Genomic DNA, 20,223 nt, shown 5'->3' with positions numbered 1-20,223 from the left:
GAGAAAATGTCTGAACAATCACTTTTACTTTATCCCAATCAAGCTCAAAAATTTTTAGGCGTAGGTCCTACAAAGTTTTATGAACTTGTAAAACTTCCTGATTTTCCTAAGCCAAGAAATCCATTAGGAAAACGTCCGATGTATCTGAGAAAAGAAATTGAAGAATGGGCAATTAACCTCATTGACGCTCAAAATTATGAAAGGAGTTAAAATGAGAAAAATAATTAACAACTGCCCAGATATACTGGGCAATCCTAAATCCAAGTCACTTTATAGTAATGTAACGACATCTCAACGAGCGAGGATATTAAATCATTTTGAGGCATTCCCAAAGATTTCAACTATTCAAGCCCGGACTAAATATGGGGTATTAAACATTTCCCCTCGGGTTATAAAATTGAAAAAGATCGGCCATATTATCAAAACTCTCTGGATTAAAAAGCCAGATGCTAATGACGTACTGCATCGTGTAGGGCTGTACGTTGATTTGGGAAAGCAGGAGGTGCCTCATGCATAGTACCATTGGAAAAAAAATCCTTCAGTTCAATAACCTTCAGCGTGAGCGAGCTCGCTTATATGTAAGTAACTGTACTAACCCTGATTTACCAGAGCATATGAAGCTGGATTCTGCTGAATCGAACATTGAATTGGATGAATGGCTTAATCAAATTTTTGGAGGTAATAAATGCCCAGAAATAGAATGATTAAAAGCGAGTTTTGGACTAGTGAACAGGTAATGTCCTGTTCGCCTCTAGCTAGATTAATGTTTATTGGGCTGTGGAATTTTTCTGATGATCACGGGGTTCATCCAGGCTCATATAAAAAACTGAAGGCTGAGGTTTTTCCTTATGACGACTACTCCTTGGACAAAATTCAAAATTGGATTTCTGAGCTTATACAACAGAAGCTTTTACATGAGTACACTGTTGATGGACAAGCCTACTGGATAGTTACAGGTTGGAGTAAACATCAAAAAATTAACAAACCAACGTACCGATATCCAATAGATGCCAGTCTGATTCCCACTAAACCAATTCATAATTATTTAATGAACACTAGTGAAGATATTAGTGACTATTCAACTACTCCTACATCACCAGTCAGTGAGAACTTATTGAGAAGTTCCGACGAAAGAGAAAAGAAAGAAAAGAGAGAAAGAAAAGAAAAATACTTACGCGAAGTAGGAACTTCATCTGTTTGTGTTTCTGATTTTTCATCCAATGATGGTTGCACACAGTTATTTGAATATTGGAAAAAAATCATGAATCACCCAAAAGCAAAATTCGATTGCAAAAGACAGAGGGTTATTGCCAAAGCACTTGAACTTGGTTTTGAGGTTAGCCAACTGCAACAAGCGATTGATGGATGTAAAAATACTCCGTTTAACATGGGACAAAATGATCGTAATCAGGTGTATGACGACATTTCCTTGATTTTTCGTGACGCAGAGCATATTGAGCGTTTCATTGCCAACGCGGATAAACCTGCATTTGAGCAAATAGATAGCATTCCAAATGATTTAATGGTAGGGGTCATTTAACATGATGATGGCTAAAGAAGTATCACAACAATTAGCACAACGAGCTGAAGATGTCGCACGTTATCTCTTTCCAAGTGGAAAACGAGAGGGCAACGAGTGGTGTGTTGGTAGTATTAGTGGTGAACCTGGAAAATCCCTTAAAGTACATCTTACCGGTGAAAAATCCGGTGTATGGTGCGACTTCGCGAACGACTCTAATGATTCGGGTGATTTGTTGGATCTATGGGCGCGATCACGCAATTTAAAGATCATAGAAGCCATTAGAGAGGCGACCCACTACTTAGGTATATCCATCCCTCATTTTGAGGCGCATAAGATCCCAAAATTCGTTAAACCATCGTTGAAGGCTACTGTCGAGCTAAGCCAAATGTCTTTGGTTATGAATTATCTTACTGTTAAAAGAAAATTAAACACTAAAACTGTTTACGATTATAAAATTAGTGAACGAAATAAACAGATAATTTTCCCATATTGGCGTGATGATGAACTTATATTTGTAAAATATCTAGGATTAGAGCGCATTAATGGGAAGAAACAGATTTCAGTTGAACCAAATTGTGAGCCTTGCTTATTTGGTTGGCATTTAGTGCCAGCTAATGCACGTACCGTGACGATTTGTGAGGGTGAAATCGATGCAATGAGTTTATATCAATATGGCTTATCAGCTTTATCTGTTCCCTTTGGAGGAGGGGATGGTAATAAACAAAAATGGCTAGAATATGAGTTTGACCGACTGGCTATTTTTGATGAAATTTACCTATGTTTTGACAATGATGCTTCGGGTCAGTCAGCAACATTAGAATTAGTTGAACGGTTAGGTCGTCACCGCTGCCATATCGTTAAATTACCATATAAAGATGCTAATGAATGTTTGCAACGTAGTGTTACAAAAGAAGTAATACAAGAATGTTTTAATGATGCAAAAACACTTGATCCAGAAGAGCTAAAGTCTGCTAAAGAATTTACTGAGCAGGTGATAGAGGAATTTTTTCCTCCAGCCGATGTTTATATTGGTTATGAAGCTCCATGGAGTAAAACTCACGGTAAAATTAGTTTTCGCCCTGATGAGCTATCTGTCTGGACAGGAATAAATGGTCATGGAAAAAGCCAATTTTTAGGTCAAATCATTCTTCATGCTATAAAGCAAGGTGCCCGAGTGTGTATCGCAAGTTTGGAGATTAAGCCCAAACGATTATTAATGCGTCTAACTCGTCAAGCCAGTGCTCTTGCCGAACCATCAAAAGAATATATACGTGCTATTCACGAATGGTATGAAGATAAGTTATGGTTGTTTGATTTGGTTGGAACGGCAAAATCCAGACGGTTATTGGAGGTATTTCTCTATGCTCGTCAGCGATATGGCATTGATGTATTTGTAATTGATTCTTTAATGAAATTAGATATTGCAGAAGATGACTATAAAGCACAAAAAGCTTTTATGGAGTTACTATGTGATTTTAAAAATGAGCACAATTGTCATGTTCATATCGTTATACATCCGCGTAAAAGTGCAAATGAATTACAACCCCCCGGGAAGCTTGATAATAAAGGAACCGGAGCAATTAGTGATTTAGCTGACAACTGCTTTACTATTTGGCGCAATAAAGAAAAAGAAGCTTTTAAGCAAAAACAGAGCAGTGGTATAGAACTTACTGTAACGGAATTAAAAAGGCTAAATGAATCAGATTGCCTATGGTGTTGTGATAAACAACGTAATGGTGATTGGGAAGGAAGATTTGGCTTTTGGTTTCATGGTGAATCATTACAGTACCTGAGCAAACCAGAACAAAAACCTATGCGGGTAGTGGATTATTCGAAAAATATGCCTAAAGATTAGCTTTCTGAATTAATGTTTGCAGGATTTTCTAGTTCTGATAATGGGAGAATAGGTTCCCCTACATCAACATTTATTATAAAAGCAATTTTGATTAAATTTTGTATAGAAATATTTTGCTCTCCACGCTCATCACGTCCCATATAAGTTCGACCCAAAGTAGAGGCAGCAGCTAACCCTTCCTGAGAAAATCCTTTGGAAGCTCTTATTGCTCGAATTTGATCGCCTATTTTTATAAGGTTTACGTACTTTTTTATCATGCAATAAGTAAACCGATTGCACCTTATAAGTTCCAAGCCCAATAAGTGGCATTATTTCTGAATTTGGTTTATTATCGGTCAGGTGATAAAAATTAAGGCAGCAATTATCGAAAATGATTTTCTTAATACCAAACCTGCCTATTTAGAAAAGCGTTAATAAAGTGCAAAAAATACAACTAGCAACAATAAAAACAAAAATCATTAACCATAAAGTGAAATCTTTAAGGTTGTTACCTTCTTTTTTAGACTAGAATTTTTATGAAAAAAAAATTAACATTAGTTCTGATGCTATCTGCTTGTCAGGTTTACGCTAGCGCTCTTCAGCCCCCGTCAGTTGCTAAATATCAACTTTACCCAATTGGAACCTCAGGCTCTTCAGTTTGGTTATTAAATGTTGAGACCGGAGCGTTGTCAAAATGTATCTCTGAATCTATTACCGAATCAACAAAATGTTCCCCGTGGGCAGAACCTCCAGGTAAAAACCCAAGGTACCGTTATGATCCTAATACAAAAAAATTGATTCCGATGAACCAAGCGGCTAGAAACAGAGATAAAGGAAAAGATCCTCTTGGCATTAGATAAACATTCCCTTGGAAATATGAAATGACAACACAAAAGTTAGATTTACAAAATAAATGGTTCTACAGACTTGTTAAAGTTCTGTACATCTTTTTTTTAGCAGTAGGACTTATCGGGGTTCTCTGTATAGGGTGGTGTTTAAAACCATATCAATTGGTTGATACCAAAAAAAGTTATTTGACCTGCCCGGATGGAACGAGACATTCATTTCATAGTTTAGACCTTTATTTTGATTCAAAAAAAAGCTTTTCTGATTATGACGCTAAAAAAGCAATAAAAATGTGTGGTAAACATAGTGATGAATTTGAAAAATATCGAGCGCCATCTCCTGAACCATATCCTACGCATTGGGAATTTAAAGAACTTGGTAGTTGGTTATCAGTTATGAAGTTCTGGCTATGGGGCATTATTATTGTTTTTATTATCATCAACGTTACCAAACAATCCTTGGTATATATTGTTTATGGCAAAAAATTCAATTTTTAATTTGGAACAGATGGGTGATCAAAAAAACGTACTAAATTTTTATTTTCGAAACTAGATAAAATGATTAATTCAATCCAAGTAGTTTTTCAAGATAAGAAGATACTGGAGCCTGCTCCTCTTTGCACCGAGCTCCATATATTTTAGGTACTAATTTTGAAGCCAACCATTTACGCGTATCAATACGCAACCGTGAGCGAGCTATAAATTCTCTATTACAGATTATATTGCCCTGCTCATTCACTACCTCGTCATGAGATGAATCATCAGCAATTTCTAATATTTCTTCAACCAGTAATTCAACTTGGCATTGTTTTGCTTGCGCGTATTGGTCGGAAAATTCGGAATTATTTTTCAGCCATGCAAAAATTGTATCTTTATTTGGCCAGTGTGGATTCTCGGCGCATAATTTTTTTATCCCTATACTGTTCGATGCAATAACATCACAAATTTCTTTTGCAAGCGCAGCAGTATAGTTAGTGGGTCTTCCTACTTTATTTTTTTTAATATCCATTCTAGAGTTGATTAAGAAAGAGTTATTCTATTTTACTATTAACGTATCAATTATTACGATTGTTATTTTTTGATTTAAAGCTAGTTGCACATTACAATTGCCCATTATTTCAGATGAGATTAATTAAATTCAAAATTGTATACTACAATAATGTATAATAATTAAACATAATATAAATTAATTATTTAAGACCCATTATATATGGATAATCAACAATTAATATTAGCGATCATACAAGAAGCACAGAACAGTGGAATAGCTCCATTGTTGAAAACTGCTCTAGTTAAATACCTTTATCTATTAGATGTATATGTAGCAGAGGAGCAACAAGGAAAAACTCAATCTTATTGGGTGTGGCAATTTCTGCATTATGGCCCCTTCTCTGTAAATGCAATTAAAGACATAGAAGCATTAACTTTAACTAAAAAAATAGTAGAAACAAGCTCAGCCTCTTCATTAGAAAATGACAAAGATTTTGTGCTTTATAATATTGCAGATTATCAGAGGCCTCCTAGTCTAATTGAGCTTGGAATACCTGGTTCAGTGCGTTTGAAAATACAAAGTGACATGAAACGATATGGACAAAACCTAACAAAGCTATTGGATTATGTCTATTTTAAAACCGATCCCATGCACAATGCCAAACCAGGAGAAATTTTAAATTTTTCAGATTGCATTAAAAAGAATCCAGCAGATTACCGAACTGTACAGATGAAAAAAATTCCCTCCAACGCTATAAAAAAAACCAGAAATAAACTACGTGAACTTATAGAAATTCGAACACAAAAAAGTGAAATAATTCATGGGCAATATGATGATATTTATTATTCAGGATTAAAAGCATTAAATGAAGAGCCTCTTCCTACTGGACTGCGAGGAAAAGCAAAATTAAACGACTAATTTCAAATCAGTGGATTGATTATGGGTATATTGCAAGTATTTGATACATTTCTAGAAGATACACCATCAAATAGTAAGCCACAACTAGGGAGTATTTATTGGGTACCAACCCCTGATACAGATGAAGTGACGAGAATACTGGAGGTTGAACGGGCTACTCCAGATGAACATAGCATTACGAATTTTGAAATTACACAAATTAATAAGACTCATTTTAAAAGTCGTCAACGACTGCCCATAAAAAGGCTAAATCTTGGAGATACAGAAGAAATAATACTCACAAAAGGAAAAAAGCGACCTGTAGTTATTTTATCGGCTATACATACAAGTAATATTGATACCATAAATTCAGGCACCGAGAGAAAGCTTGCATCTAATTTAGGAAAAACAACCTACTTAGTAGCACCATGTTTCAGTGTTTCTTCCATGCTAAACCCAGGGACCTTTGGGCCAATTTTAGTAGCACGCATTCGCGCGTTACAGTACCCACATTTTTTTTGTTTACCTGACCCTAAAAATCCAGATGAACCTGGATCAATAATTAGATTAGATAGGATTTTTCCCACATATCTTGGCTTATGTTGTACCCCCATGGAAAAAAAACTTCACCCCGAACCATTCGAGGTGCTTCTTTCTCAATTTTCAATAGTAATGAATGATAAATGTGCATATAAAGAACCTTATGAATTAGTTAAAACACTTGCTCAAGATGCATTACCAACAGAATAACTTAAATTCTTTTCAATTCGCATCTATCCTTATGTTTTCTTATTTATTCAAATCATCTATCATATATAAGGTTGGGTAAGATCTTGGGTAAATTTCGAGTCCAGGTTATTTTAAACTAATTAAATCAATGCATTACAAAGAGGTTCGAGTCCTCTTCTCGGTACCATTGAAAGATTTTAAATCCATATACAGTAGAGACTTTAGAGCAATTTCAAGATAGCTCTCATGACGCGCTCTCTTAATCACAATCCAGAAAAAACTATTGAACCTTCTAATGAATGTAGCAACTGTCTTGAAAAAAACTTTCAGGACAGTTGCTACTCTAATTTTTACTATTATGTGTTATAAATTAATTTGTTATAGACCGACGCTTAAAGGAGGTTCTCATGAAAATTATTATTGGAGGTGGGACAGGATTAGTTGGTCAAACTTTAGTACCTGAATTACTGGAGTCTGGACATAATATTTATGTAATTGGACGTGATGAAGAAAAAATTAAACAGATTTTTGCAAATAAGGTACATGCGATTTCCTGGGATGAACTTAATGCATTAAATCCGAATGAATTTGATGTGATTATTAATCTAGCGGGTGAAAATATTGCGGCCCATCGATGGAGCTCCGAAACAAAAGAAAGGTTACTTTCAAGTCGCATTGAAACAACCAGTCAATTAGTGCTTTGGGGACTCAAAGCCGAAGAGAAAAAACCTCACTTGTATAATGCAAGTGCTGTTGGCATTTATGGATTACAGAAAATACGAGCACAAGATAATCTAACCTTTACTGAAACCACCCCTCCTATTGATTCTCCTGATACCAGTTTCTCGACTCAGCTTGTTACTCAGTGGGAACAAACCGCAAAAAGAGGTTTTGAAATGGGTATGCCGGTTACCCTAATGCGTTTTGGCGTGGTTTTAAAGCGCGGCGATGGGATGCTAAAAAAACTGGAATTACCCACAAAATATGGGATTGGAGCGGTGGTTGGTTCTGGAGAACAACCTTTAGCATGGATTGATAGCGCCGATCTGGTTAAAGCAATCATGTTTTTAATTGCCCATCCAGAAATTACCGGTCCGGTGAATTTGGTAGCACCAGAGTGTGTCACGCAAAAAACGTTTACCAAAACATTTGCGCAGGTACTCAACAAACCTGCATTTCTGCAGATGCCTGCCTGGGTTGTAACGCTTTTATTCGGCCAAATGGGCGAAGAATTATTATTGTCAGGACAAACTGTGACACCCCAACGCCTGTTAGAATATCAATTTGATTTCGAATACCCAACGTTATTTTCAGCTTTAACTAAAGAATTTGGAGGTTAAGATTATTATGAGTCTTAGATTGTTATCCCTGGATGAAGTAAAACAAAGTATTACTATGAGCCAGGCAATTAGGGCAATGGAAAATGCATTTATTCAATTAGCCAAACAACAGGTTAAATTACCTTTAAGAACAGGGATTACTATTGAGGAAGAAGAGGCGCTTACTTTAACAATGCCTGCATATCTGGCTCAAGACAAAGCGTTAGGTTTGAAAGTAGCTTCCATTTTTCCCAAAAATAGCACACGAAATAAACCCACAATTACTGGTTTTATTATGTTACTTGATGCCAGCACGGGTGAACCCAAGGCATTAATGGATGCAGGGTATCTGACTGCATTAAGAACTGGGGCCGTTTCGGGATTGGCAACCCAATATTTTGCAACAGAGCATGCTCATCATGTAGCGATCATTGGTTCAGGTATTCAAGCAGAAACACAGCTTCAAGCTGTAGCCACTGTGCGTGATATCAAACAGGTGTCCGTATGGTCAAGAAATATTAAAAAGGCAGAGCAATTCGCGACAAAATTCTCAAACCAATACACAATTAATGTTTATGATCATATTCCCTCCGCGGTTAAAGATGCAGACATCATCTGTACCGCCACGGCCAGCACCGAACCCTTAATTCATTTACACGACATACAACCTCATGTACATATTAATGCCATAGGCTCCCACACCGCCCAGATGAAAGAAATCGATAATGAGGTGTTAAAACATAGCATTGTGATCGTTGATCAATTAAGTGCTGTCATGGCTGAGGCTGGTGAAATTATCAGTGCAGTCCAACAAAATCAGTTAAAACAAGAAGATATCATCGAGATAGGTAATTGGTTAATACATAAAAATATCGATTACAAAAATCAAATCACGGTGTTCAAATCAGTGGGGCTTTCTATCCAGGATGTAAGTGTCGCTTCAGTTGTTTATGAAAATGCGGTAAATAAAAATTTAGGAACAGCATTTGAGTTGAATTAAGGGGAATTTATAGGAGATGTAGCCTGGGTGCAGCGCAGCGGAACCCGGGTTTTCTGGCCACGAATAAATTTCTTAATCCCGGGTTCCGCTGCGCTTCACCCAGGCTACAATTCATTTTATTTGGATGTTATATCCCCTAACGCCTGACCAAAACGGATTGTACTCCCTGCTTTTAAATCATTACTCCAATTCATTTGAGCACCGTTTGCAAACAGCAAAATAACCGTTGAGCCCAATTTAAAGTAGCCCATTTCATCGCCTTTAGCCATTTGCTTCTGCTCTTCTTGTCTGTATTCAAAATCAATGTGTGTTTTGCTGCGCTTGATATCCCCATGCCAACTGGTTCCTATCGCTCCAACTATAGTTGCACCAACCATCACCATCACCATAGGGCCTATTTTAGTGGAAAAAAAGACAGCCAATCGTTCATTACGTGCAAATAGCCGGGGTACTACACGAACAGTCGAAGGTTGGACGGAAAATAATGCACCAGGCATATAGTTCATTGATATGAGTTTGGCATCCATCGGCATATGAACACGATGATAATCTTTGGGCGATAAATACAAAGTAGCAAAACGTCCGTTAACAAATTGCGCTGCTCGATCTTTACCACACATTAAAAGATCTTCTACTGAGTAATAATGACCTTTTGCCTGAATTAATTGGCCTTGCTCTATAGAGCCTATTTCACTAACACACCCATCTACCGGTGAAATAATGTCCGCTCGAGCCAATGGTCTACATTCTGGTTTTAAATAACGAATAAAAAAGTCATTAAAACAAGCGTATGCAGTAGGATCTTCAATCAACGCCTCACTCATATTGACCTGGTATTTACTTATAAATCGTTGAATGATGTAATTTTTTACCTTGTCATGTTTCACTTCAGCCACACATCCCGCTAGAGTTGTCAATCCATGCTTAGGAGTTAAATATTGAGGCAAAGTTTTTATTAAATCAAAAGACATATAAAGCTCTTGCAACGTTTTAGAAAAAAAGGATCATAACCTATACTTCCAATGCTCACAAACATAGTTGGGAACATTGAAAGTACAAGTAGTTTATTTAAGGTTTGAATGTCCTCGTCTCAATCGCCCATATACGTTCACGAACCTGGATCCCGCAAACAAGTCGCAAGACGTAGAAATATGAATTGTCAAAGAGCCACATGCTTAATAAGTACAACCTTCGATGAGCAGTTGACGATGTGATGCAGAAATTGTTTCATAATGATATTTCACATCATTAAGATAAAATCTTTTATGCTCTTCCAAGTTAAATTGTGCGATTAATTGATATTTTTGCTCTTGTAACATCGCTGGATACTTAGTAGTTTCTTTTTTAATCGTTTCTATTATTTTGGTAAATAAGCAGTCGCTTAACCCCGAGGAATCTGGTCCATTCATAAAGATCAGGGCAAGTGCTTTCGAGTTACAATTTCCTTTTAAATAACCTTCAACTTCCTGTCTCCTGGAGGAACCCCAAAGAGAAGCGCCCCATGATTCCTTTTCATATTTTTTTAATGAAGATTCAACTAAGCTATTAAATGACCGTTCCGTTAGGCTATCCACCCACTCATACATAGTCTTATACAACATAGAAATACCTCCATCACTATAAGGATGAGTAAATCGTTTGTCTTTTTTAGCAAAGAACACCACATCACGAGTAAAATCTGCAATGCCTTTTTCGAAACTTTTATCTCTTATGGCCAGATCAATACTGGGTATAGGGTGCGTTTGTAGCATATGGATAGTAAGGCCCTTGATAAGCAACATATTCAATTCCCCATCTTGCTTTGGGCCTGAACTTAAAATATAAGCCAGACGATTATCACCACTCTCATTCACGCTCACTTTTAAATATTCTTTAACGGGTTCAACTCTGGTGCGAAATGAAAGCGCACTGATAAAAGGAGCATATTTTTTATCAATAATTTCTATGATATAACGTTCCAATTCTTCAGGTTTAATGGATTTTGCCCAAACAAACAACGAATCATAATATTGATTTTTCACATCTTCATGCGTAAAAGGTAACACGTCTCTTTTCACTGCAAGTACGGCTTTTTCCATGAGCTCGTCTGTCTTTGTCAAATGCAACTGGAAATTGACCTGCTCTGCAATTAACTTAAGGCTTTCGGCTATATTATTGAATTCAGCGGCATGAGTTGTTGTATTTGCCAAGGCTTGGCAAATTGTTAGATTATGTGTTTTATACAGTGAGCCAAGTTTATCTGAAAATTCAAGGTTATCTTTTTCAGTGAGATCCTCACGTTTCTTTGCATAATAGGTATTAATTATCGTTCGGAACTCATTGACAAAAGCAACCAATGACTTTGTTGCATCGCGCAATTTACTGTCTTTATCAACACTAATCTTTGCTGCAATTGCATCAGCATCGAGTAGAGGGAGGTTTCCAAATAACTCCAAGGCGCTGGTTAAGGTCTCATCTGTCGCCTTTTTACTTACTAGGTTGGAAATTTGTACATGAGGAGGATTGGTCGTCTCTTTAAGTAATGAGTTTGTTAGTCGGTATGAACTGTAAATCAACTCTTTTATTGTTGGTGCAAACGCATCACGCCAAACCATGTGATATCGTTTTTGCAGTTCGCTAGGATCATATCGAAGACCCTCTTCCTTTGCATAGGTTGTTTCATTTTCTTTTTTGATCCATTCTTCTATATTCCGATAAAAAGAAGGTTTTTGATAAAGGGATTGATAAGTAGGTAGCAGCGATGCCCCATAACCATTATCGAGACATCCCATATAAAAGATGGCAACCCGATATAAATTATCGTAATGCTCTTGATATAAAGCCATCATAAAATCAACAAATGATTTTTTGTTCGTCTCTGCGTTACAAAAATCAGGAAACAACTCTTCATATTTTGCTCGTAAGCTGGGATCCGTTTCATCTAAAGAGGTGTAATTTAAAGGCAAATCACCAAAAAGCTCGGTTAAACGTTTACGTTGCAGTTCGGGTTGAAATGTTAATAGGGCTTTTAAAACAGCAGCCAGTTTTTGTTCTTGCGCAAGAGAATTCTGAGCCAAGCGCGCGAACTCTACGGGATCTGCATAGGCTTTAGGTAATTTTTTAAGTGCTTGCTCTTGTACTCCGGGTAATATTACTGGAATAGTAACTTGTCCTGGATGTTGGTAAGGCGGCCAATGATAAGGCATGGACTCCTGGACATTAGGAAAAGCCTCATAATCACGAACAGTGAGATTAACATGGTTTTTAGGAACGCCAATCACCGCTCTAGGTTCTTTCATATAAATGATGAACCAATAAAAGAACATATCAAAATCGATATCACCGGCCAAACTTAGGTTATGCGGATGAGCATCATCATCGTCAAGAAACCATCGGCCTATCAAAAGCTCCATAATGTTTTTTTCAATTAGTGTTTTAACACTAGGAGCAACTTGTTCCTTTAAAGTACTATTGACAGGAACGCCCTGGCTGGCAAAGTGAAAAGGTTTAAAATCCTCAACACCAATAGAAAGCGTACCAATTATTTTGTCTTCGGTGTGACCTCTTTTTGAAGTGATTTCCAGGATATTACTTTTTATCGTTTGCAGCTGTTCACTTAAAGGCTGTTCCCGATTAAAGTTTGGTATATCCTTTAGAGCAATTGTATCTTTTTTGATTAGACCTTCAGGAGTCTTAACAATGTATTTGATTGAGTCTTTATCTAATGCAATGTGAAGTGTGTTGTCTTTTACGGTTTCATTGCTATCTGACATTAGTTCGAGATCATACGTCCCAAATACCAAGCGCTCCTCAGCAGATCTTTTTCCTTGGAATGCCCTTTTGAAGGATGAAGTTGCTACGCTAATTTTGGCTAATAATTCAGGATAATGATTTTTAGGTTCTAATTTTTTAAAAAAAGCTTTCTTGATAACACCATCTTCTTCAAAGGTAACTTTAAAAGTTTGATGAGAGCTATCCGAAATCGCAGTTTTTTCTGAATAAGTGAGTTGACTATGCCAAAGTGCTTTTTTTGGTATTCCCATATTTTAGTCCATTAAATCACAGTCGTCCTTTTAGAATAGTTCATATTAGGCAGAAATATTCAATAAGTTCAAGAATAATTTTCAAACAGATAACTAGGAAACTAAACAGTAAAATATGACGTGAATCATATCAGCACAAAAAATCTCTGTGTGCCATGTCACTTTGCTTTTTTAGGAATAGAGCATCAAGTAAATTGTAGTTCAACTGTGGACGAAATGCCCAGCCCAGGAGGGAGATTAGTTCCAGGGCTAAGGCTGTAGCGTTATTAGCTACATTGGATTTAACTCATTTGAGAACATGATAGGATTGACCAAATATCATTTTCATCCGTTTGTTCTGGTTCTATAAGTGCCAGCACGTCCTTATCCAACGCGCGTATTTCTTCTCCTGAAGTCGTTTGATTGAAAAACCAGAGATTTCTAGTGAGTTTATATTTAATTGCATTAGCTCCAAAAACGGTAATAGCAGTGATAACTATATTAGCAAGAACAATTAAGGCGTCAACTATACTTTTATATTCCGGATTCGTTTGAGGGTCGACAATATTAAGAATGCCTTTTTCAGCGGTCTTTAATCGATCACGGACATCAATATCGGGATCCATAAGTGCATCATAAGCAATCGAGTACAAATTTTTTCTATATCCTGCCTGCGCCTTTTCCCATTTGCCTTGCATTTTTTTATAAGACTCGGATCCGGCCAAGCGCGTAGAAATTACTTTGCATTGAGCCTCAACGCGCAAGATAACCTGTCGGAAACGTTCTGCTTCTTCACTCTCTTGTGCCGCCAACCCAACCATTTCTGCATTAATACTTAAATTCTGCATTAACGTGACGCAAATAAAACGCTCGCGTAAACGCTCTGCTAACGCCAACTGCAGTGGATCTTCGATTGCCTGTACTTGATTACCTTGAGTTTGTATCCCATGTATTACACCAGCATAAAGAACTTTTATCAATGTCTTTCTATGAGCTTCATCCGGTATATTCGCCAATTGCGGCAAAAGTAGGCGCAAAGCTTGTCCTTTATAATCTTTCCCTAATACCAGCTCATATTCTTGAGGAGTAATTCCATCCGACCCTTTTAATAGCCACAGTGCTGCGTTTGCAGCTTCTAGTTCTTGAGAGCTTAATTTATATAAACTCGATTCAAGATTAGTAATTTCTTGGAGTTCTTTAGCAAAATGATGTCTAATTGAGTCCTTTAAATGTAGGTGAGGGGTTAAAGCATGTTGCTCTAGTTTTTCAATATCAATAGTTTTCGTTTGATCTAAAGCTACTAAACTCGAAGCCATTAAAGGATAGTCCTTTGCTGCGGCAAAGATTTGCTGGTACCCATCCTCAGATAAAGATCCTTTGACCCAAAAAATCAAACAAAGTTTCTTACAGTCCTCATCAGGAAAAGAATGAATAAGATCTAACTCTTCAAGTTTTGTAGGATCATTAAAAAATTCTTTGGCCTCTATAGCAAGCGCTGGCTCTAAGTCGATGAGTTTGTTTAAAGCCTGATAATAAGCAGCATTCGATAAAATACGGCGGATTTCTTCTTCAGAATAATTTTGCTGCATTAAGAATGGGATTAACTTAATTTGAGTCTCATCCCACATATAAGCGCTGAATTTTTTGATCAGCTCCAAATTAGTGAGTAAATTCCGATTCTGCTCCAGCAGTCCTTTTTCATAAAATACGATGAGGACTTTCAATAAACTCTTGTTAACGCGTTCATCCGCAGTTAAGTGAAGCGCCTCAATTTCCTTACGTAACTGACTGGGTTCAGACAATAGATCCTTAAGTACGTTAGCAGAAAAAGAAAGTTCGTCTTGTATTTTATATTGAAGAATCCTATCCAGTGCTGGATTATCTGCGAATAAGGCGGGTAAATTAAGCTCGAAAAATGGAATAGGCGCACGCAACGTTACTGTGTCCTGCACTACGTGTAGTTTTCGCATCAACAGCGCAATACGTTGAAAACGCAAATTAATTGCGTTATCCCCATTGACTGCATTTTGTAATAACATGCCCGGCAAAGCAGAACCAATCTGCTGTAGTAGGGGGTCTAAAGAGGGTACAGAGGAAACAGCTACTCCAGAATTACGGTCTTTAATAAATGGGTTTAAATCAAAACTTGATAAACAATAAAGCGCTCTATCTTGTGGTGCTGCATGGCCATTTTTTCCTAAGGCCATGACCCATTGTTTGGGGTCATCCTTTCGATACATCACCAGAAGCCCACAACTCTCCCCTGCATCATTAATGTAGGAAAAATTCTGACGAACAAGATTCGCATGGCAAGTTTCTGAACTTTCTCCATTTTTCTTTAGCGGATCAGGCCCAAACAAAAATGCCAAATTACCTGCAGTCATATTTCCCTGCAAATAATATTTGCCTAGAGATTTTGTGTACCAAATCTTAAAGTGTCTTATTGCTTGCTGAACTGTACCCAGAAAATTAACAGCGGGAACATCCCTATAAATTATGTTTGTGTCATCTTTTTTTTCTGCAATCGCCCAGCCCTGTCCAAATGCATGGAAAATTTGTTGTGCATTTCCCTGTACCAAATAAGGCATAATTCATTTCTCAACATGGCAAATTGAGAGTATTATAACCAATAATTCAACGAATGGTGATGTATTTTTGCAAAAATTGCATTTTTAATACCTTAAAATTAGGTTATTAGCATCTTCATAGTTCAAATAGAGGTCACTGACCGCGTTTCTGTGGCCTGTTTTGGTATCCAGAAGGGGAGCCGCCCCTGGTACGTTAAAAAGAAATTGTAGCCTGGGTGAAGCGAAGCGGAACCCAGGAATTCAAAACTGTATTTTAAGCAAGAAAAAAATATGAAATGCAACATCATAGGCGCAGGTCGATTGGGTAAAAATATAGCCTTGGCTTTATCCCAGACCCAACTCATCACATCATTTGCTATTTGTAATCGCAGTTTAGAGAGCACACAAAAGGTCTGCCAAGAGCTTGGTTTCGGACAGCCAATCGATAAAATCGAGCATTTACCTGCAGCGGAAGTCACTTGGATCTGCTGTAATGATGATGCCATTACCGATGTTGTAGAAACGCTGATGCGATATGATGTTTTAAAACCAAAATCTTTTGTGATTCATTGCAGTGGGGTGCTGAATTCTGATTTGCTGAAGCCATTAAAGAAACAAGGTTGTTTCGTTGCAAGTTTTCATCCGCTTAAGGCGTTTAAAACAAACTACCTCGATGCTTCTGCATTTCAGCATGTCGATTGTGTTTTGGAAGGCGATGCAGAGGTCTGTGACTGGTTACAACAGGCTTTTACCCAGTTGGGTGCTAATCTCATCGCGATCGAACCTGCAGCAAAAAATGCCTATCATGCCGCAGCATGCATGGCATCAAATTATTTAATTACCTTGGCAGCCTGCAGTGAAGAATTATTCCAGCATGCAGGAATTAACCCCCAGCAAAGCCGAAAAATGATGGTCAATTTAATGCAAGGGAATTTAAATAATTTATTGCAAACCGAAAAGATTGCCGAATCACTCACCGGCCCTTTGGCAAGAGGAGATGTTCAAACCCTTGCCCTGCATTTGCAGGCCATAGAGAATCCAGAGATAAGGCGTTTGTATCAAAGTGCAGCATTGAGTACCTTGCCATTAGCGCGATTATCTGAGGAAATAAAAAAACAAATTAGAGGTCTTTGTAGTTTGGATGAAAGTGAATTTTTTACTGGACAAGTTAATGATTAACTATCCCCCTTCGCCCAGATTTATTTAATCGTAGCCTGGGTGAAGGCGAAAGCCGTAACCCGGGTTTCGCTACGCTCCACCCAGGCTACAATTCATACTGAGTTACGGCTTCGCCCTCACCCAGGATACAACTATTATTACAATTACTAAATTGTAAGGTCAGTTGTTTGAACTACCGGTGTTGACTCTGTACCACCTTCCAGAGTTGCCTGTTTTTTAACTGTAACATCTTGCGTAACACCATGTCCGTTCTCAAGCTGGCGAGGCGCTGGACTATGATCTGCCCCCTCAATACGAGGCATCTTCCCATTCATTTTCTCCCAGCTCTCCGCCATAACCCCATCATCTTTATTATTCGTCTGAAATTCGTCCATAGCCTCACTTATTTTTGCTTCTATTTTTTTGTTACTTTGATAAGTGGAATAGCCATAGAAAGGAAGACTCAAAAGCAACCCTACTCCAACTGTAAGCACACAAGCGGCAATACCCCATCCTCCAAGAAATTTGCCCAATCCCTTGGCTCCCCAAGAGTCAGCCATGTATTCGGTTAAACCTTTATGCGCCTGCATATTACCTGCTTTACCTTGGCTTAAGTATTGAAGTGAAGATTCCTCTGCGATATTCCTACTCTTATTAGTAAAGAGAGCCTTAAATGAGTCCCAAGGATGTTTCCAAGACATTTTTTTGGGGGCATTTACTTTGGCAGATGCTCCTTGATCCACATCACTAACCAGCGAAACACCAGATTGCAATCTTTGATCATATTGTTTATCCAGTTGTTGTTTTAAGCTTGCAGCGTGCTCTAATACGTGATCTGCTCCCCCATTAACAATTGAGTCAATAGCCTTAAAAATTTCACTGTCAGGCTGACCTGCTTCATGATCCAAGATGGCAACACGGCCATTAATTGCTTGCGCACGTTCATTTCCACTTTTACATCCGCTAATAGAGGCTTCTTCGATAAAGATAGATAATGCTTGTATCAGCTTGCTGTATTCATGTTGATGGTGTAAATCATTGGCCATCATTGTTTTTAATGCTGCTTTTGCTCTTTCAACAGGATTGCTTTGGTCTACTTCTTCTGCTACTCGATCCTTCCATGCGATTTTAATTCCTTTGATCAATTCAATGGCATCTTTTCCTTGCTTGGATGCAGAAAAGAATAGGTCCTTCTGAGGATGGGCATCGGCTTCCATTAAGAAGGCATTATACTTAGCAAATACCTCTTGAACTTGATCCTTTGCAACATCATCTTCCCTAACCAAATTGTACAACATAGCCATTTCTGACATTAAAGTGGCTTCTGTTCTTAAATCATTTCCGCCATACCCTAAGCTATCACCAAATCCGTTTACTGATATATTTTGCACAAAACAAAATGGCCTAGCCACACCTGCTTCCATGTATAATTGAGCTTTGTTATGCAAGTGGGCTCCACTCAAAATGATACGTGCCCCTGCAGATTGTTTATTACCTCCAGCATCACCCAATCCATCATTAATCGCTGTATGCAAATTATAGATAAACGCTTTACCTGTCCAAGGTTTGGTATTGAAGACATCTTTATTTATTTCAGCTGCTTTTTCTAGATTAACTTGTATGCCAGCTACTTCTTCTAGACAAGCTTTTATGTCAGCTGCTTCTAGACGTGCTTTTATGTCAGCTACTTCTTCTAGACGAGCTTTTATGCCAGCTGCTGCTTCTAGATTAACTTTTATGCCAGCTGCTTCTAGACGTGCTTTTATGTCAGCTGCTGCTTCGAGATTAACTTTTGCCCTGAACTCTTTGTTTGTAAAAACTTTTTTCTCTGTGATAACCTCTTTTATTGCATATTTTGAAGCAAGAGAAGTCAACTTAACACTGACATCATTAATGGCAGATGCTTTATCAATTCCTTTTTTCACATCCAAAGAAGGTGTCCTGATTTGCAAGCGAGAGGGTGTATAACCATTTCCTAGCGCGATAGTCGCAATTTGCCTATCAGCAAGCGTATCTATACCTCGTTCATGCGCGGTATTTTCTGAACCAGAAATCCATGTAGCAAGTTTTGAAGAGCCATCTGTATGCAATATATCATTAGGAGTTGCAGTAGTTGATTCAGCAAGATGCACGACTTCCTTTTTACTGAGATCTTTCTTGGAAACACGTTTACCAGTTGCTCTGACAACTTCTTCCATAAGGATACTATGTGCTTCTTCAGCAATACTTTCACGAGCTTTGTCTAATGCTTTTACAAGTTTAACATTATTACCGTTAGAATCCGCGAACGCTTTTTTAAACGCGTCTTCAATTAAAGGCTGAACCCGAGCCATTGCTTTTTGATGAGCTTGGGCCATTTGTTTTTCCAACTTTTCTTTTTCTTGAGCAATTTGCTTTTCAAATCGTTCTCTAAATTCCTTTATAAACGCCCCTTTTTTCTCCAATTTATCTAAAATCTCTTTATATGTCTCATTATTGCCAGCATCGAGAAATTTTTTTCGGAATTCTTCTTCTTCTTTACGATCGAATGGCTTTCCCCCCCGCTTATGTTCTGCCTGAGTTTTTTTCTCTTGATATTCCAAATTAAGCTTTTTTCTAAGCTCCTTTATGTCGAATTCTGGATGCTTTGCAAGCTCCTGCTTGAGGGCATCCTTGATTTGCCGCTCAGACTTTAAACCATCAAATTTTTGCTCTATTACTTTTGCATAGGTACGTGTAGCAAGTGCCAAATGAAAATGATATTCTTGTTGCAGTGGGATAATACTGCTTTGCATGCTTGATAATTCAGCCAAGTTTTCTTCACTCAGCTCGTACTTTTGCCTGTACGTTGTTTTTAGCGCTGCAAGATCAGGGTCTGTTGTTACATCAAGGCTAACTGTAGTTACCTTAGAAGGTTTAAAAGTTTTATGTCCAGGATAACCTTTTTGAAAAAGACCAGTAACCGTCGTCTTATCTTCTGGTAATTCAATACCCTCTTGTAACTTAAAATCTTCTGGTAATTCAATGCCTTCTGGTAATTTTTTTGGTAATTTTTCTGGTAATGCAACATCTATTAATACGCGTCCCTGAGGATCAAAAAGCAACCTCTCAGGGTGTTCCAAAGCCATTTTTTTTGCTTCATGAATAAGCAACCCCATATAGGCTTTGCGCGCTTTGATTTGTTCTGCTGTAAGCATAATTAGATCTCAGGTTGTACTATCTTATTTAAATTTTAGCATATAAAATATTATGGAAACCTTACGTCTAGAGAAATTGGTTAATCTATTGATAGTAGGTAAAATTTTTCAACGAAATTAGCAATCGCAGGGATGCAGCAATGAAATTCGGGAATTTTTCCTCAAGTCGAGTAGTCGTAGCCTG

Annotated in this window: 18 protein-coding genes; 12 read left to right on the top strand and 6 right to left on the bottom strand. The window is 37.7% G+C overall.

The annotated features are described in order from the left end of the window. The first annotated feature begins 6 nt into the window (after positions 1–6). The 5 genes from Lstg_RS03700 to Lstg_RS03680 are packed head-to-tail and all read left to right on the top strand — an operon-like array spanning position 7 to position 3,377. On the top strand, positions 7–210 hold the full coding sequence (locus tag Lstg_RS03700) for a helix-turn-helix transcriptional regulator (RefSeq protein ID WP_058476320.1): 204 nt from the start codon (positions 7–9) through the stop codon (positions 208–210). 1 nt (position 211) lies between these two features. After that, a complete protein-coding gene (locus Lstg_RS03695; protein WP_058476319.1) occupies positions 212–517 on the top strand; it encodes a helix-turn-helix domain-containing protein in 306 nt (101 codons plus the stop codon). Then, on the top strand, positions 510–704 hold the full coding sequence (locus tag Lstg_RS03690; protein ID WP_058476318.1) for a hypothetical protein: 195 nt from the start codon (positions 510–512) through the stop codon (positions 702–704). Before Lstg_RS03695 ends, Lstg_RS03690 begins: the two co-directional genes overlap by 8 nt. Continuing rightward, positions 686–1,540, top strand: coding sequence for a hypothetical protein (locus tag Lstg_RS03685; protein WP_115324581.1), 855 nt, complete (start codon positions 686–688; stop codon positions 1,538–1,540). Before Lstg_RS03690 ends, Lstg_RS03685 begins: the two co-directional genes overlap by 19 nt. Position 1,541: 1 nt before the next feature. After that, positions 1,542–3,377, top strand: a complete 1,836-nt coding sequence (locus Lstg_RS03680; protein WP_058476316.1) for a toprim domain-containing protein — start codon at positions 1,542–1,544, stop codon at positions 3,375–3,377. Here the strand turns inward: Lstg_RS03680 and Lstg_RS03675 are convergent. Next, positions 3,374–3,634 carry a helix-turn-helix domain-containing protein gene (locus Lstg_RS03675; RefSeq protein WP_058476315.1) on the bottom strand — a complete coding sequence of 87 codons (261 nt, stop codon included), beginning with the start codon at positions 3,632–3,634 and terminating at the stop codon, positions 3,374–3,376. The two genes, Lstg_RS03680 and Lstg_RS03675, sit on opposite strands and share 4 nt — an antisense overlap. A gap of 258 nt (positions 3,635–3,892) precedes the next feature. Between Lstg_RS03675 and Lstg_RS03670 the strand changes: the two genes are divergently transcribed. Then, the gene (locus Lstg_RS03670) at positions 3,893–4,216 is read left to right on the top strand and encodes a hypothetical protein (RefSeq protein ID WP_058476314.1); all 324 of its coding nucleotides are present in this window, start codon (positions 3,893–3,895) and stop codon (positions 4,214–4,216) included. 21 nt (positions 4,217–4,237) lie between these two features. Next, positions 4,238–4,699, top strand: coding sequence for a hypothetical protein (locus Lstg_RS03665; RefSeq protein ID WP_058476313.1), 462 nt, complete (start codon positions 4,238–4,240; stop codon positions 4,697–4,699). A 64-nt stretch (positions 4,700–4,763) separates the two neighbouring features. Here Lstg_RS03665 and Lstg_RS03660 read toward each other — a convergent pair whose 3' ends face one another. Beyond that, positions 4,764–5,210 (bottom strand): terminase small subunit-like protein, encoded by a 447-nt coding sequence (locus Lstg_RS03660; protein WP_058476312.1) that lies wholly within the window; start codon positions 5,208–5,210, stop codon positions 4,764–4,766. A gap of 201 nt (positions 5,211–5,411) precedes the next feature. On the opposite strand from Lstg_RS03660, the gene Lstg_RS03655 reads away from it, so the two are divergent. From Lstg_RS03655 to Lstg_RS03640, 4 genes are all read left to right on the top strand, one after another. Beyond that, positions 5,412–6,110, top strand: a complete 699-nt coding sequence (locus Lstg_RS03655) for a hypothetical protein (protein WP_058476311.1) — start codon at positions 5,412–5,414, stop codon at positions 6,108–6,110. A 21-nt stretch (positions 6,111–6,131) separates the two neighbouring features. Further along, the gene (locus Lstg_RS03650) at positions 6,132–6,839 is read left to right on the top strand and encodes a hypothetical protein (RefSeq protein ID WP_058476310.1); all 708 of its coding nucleotides are present in this window, start codon (positions 6,132–6,134) and stop codon (positions 6,837–6,839) included. 386 nt (positions 6,840–7,225) lie between these two features. Continuing rightward, complete coding sequence (locus Lstg_RS03645; protein ID WP_058476309.1) at positions 7,226–8,158, top strand: TIGR01777 family oxidoreductase; 933 nt, start codon at positions 7,226–7,228, stop codon at positions 8,156–8,158. A 7-nt stretch (positions 8,159–8,165) separates the two neighbouring features. After that, entirely contained in the window at positions 8,166–9,137 is a 972-nt protein-coding gene (locus tag Lstg_RS03640) for an ornithine cyclodeaminase family protein (protein ID WP_058476308.1), read from the top strand. A gap of 116 nt (positions 9,138–9,253) precedes the next feature. On the opposite strand, the gene asd is transcribed toward Lstg_RS03640, so the two are convergent. The 3 genes from asd to Lstg_RS03625 all read right to left on the bottom strand — a co-directional run bounded on the left by asd (position 9,254) and on the right by Lstg_RS03625 (position 15,726). Beyond that, positions 9,254–10,108 carry an archaetidylserine decarboxylase gene (gene asd / locus Lstg_RS03635; protein ID WP_058476307.1) on the bottom strand — a complete coding sequence of 285 codons (855 nt, stop codon included), beginning with the start codon at positions 10,106–10,108 and terminating at the stop codon, positions 9,254–9,256. Positions 10,109–10,312: 204 nt separating this feature from the next. Then, a complete protein-coding gene (locus tag Lstg_RS03630) occupies positions 10,313–13,159 on the bottom strand; it encodes a hypothetical protein (protein ID WP_058476306.1) in 2,847 nt (948 codons plus the stop codon). A gap of 281 nt (positions 13,160–13,440) precedes the next feature. Next, positions 13,441–15,726 carry a hypothetical protein gene (locus Lstg_RS03625; protein ID WP_058476305.1) on the bottom strand — a complete coding sequence of 762 codons (2,286 nt, stop codon included), beginning with the start codon at positions 15,724–15,726 and terminating at the stop codon, positions 13,441–13,443. Positions 15,727–15,972: 246 nt separating this feature from the next. Between Lstg_RS03625 and Lstg_RS03620 the strand changes: the two genes are divergently transcribed. After that, entirely contained in the window at positions 15,973–16,884 is a 912-nt protein-coding gene (locus tag Lstg_RS03620; protein WP_274519318.1) for a Rossmann-like and DUF2520 domain-containing protein, read from the top strand. A gap of 146 nt (positions 16,885–17,030) precedes the next feature. Here Lstg_RS03620 and Lstg_RS03615 read toward each other — a convergent pair whose 3' ends face one another. Continuing rightward, positions 17,031–20,039, bottom strand: coding sequence for a hypothetical protein (locus Lstg_RS03615; RefSeq protein ID WP_058476303.1), 3,009 nt, complete (start codon positions 20,037–20,039; stop codon positions 17,031–17,033). Positions 20,040–20,223: the final 184 nt, after the last annotated feature.

This window comes from Legionella steigerwaltii, from assembly GCF_001468065.1.
In the GTDB taxonomy this organism is placed as follows: Bacteria; Pseudomonadota; Gammaproteobacteria; order Legionellales; family Legionellaceae; genus Legionella; species Legionella steigerwaltii.
The sequence above is the reverse complement of the archived record's forward strand: the minus strand, read 5'-3'. Positions and strand labels throughout refer to the sequence as shown.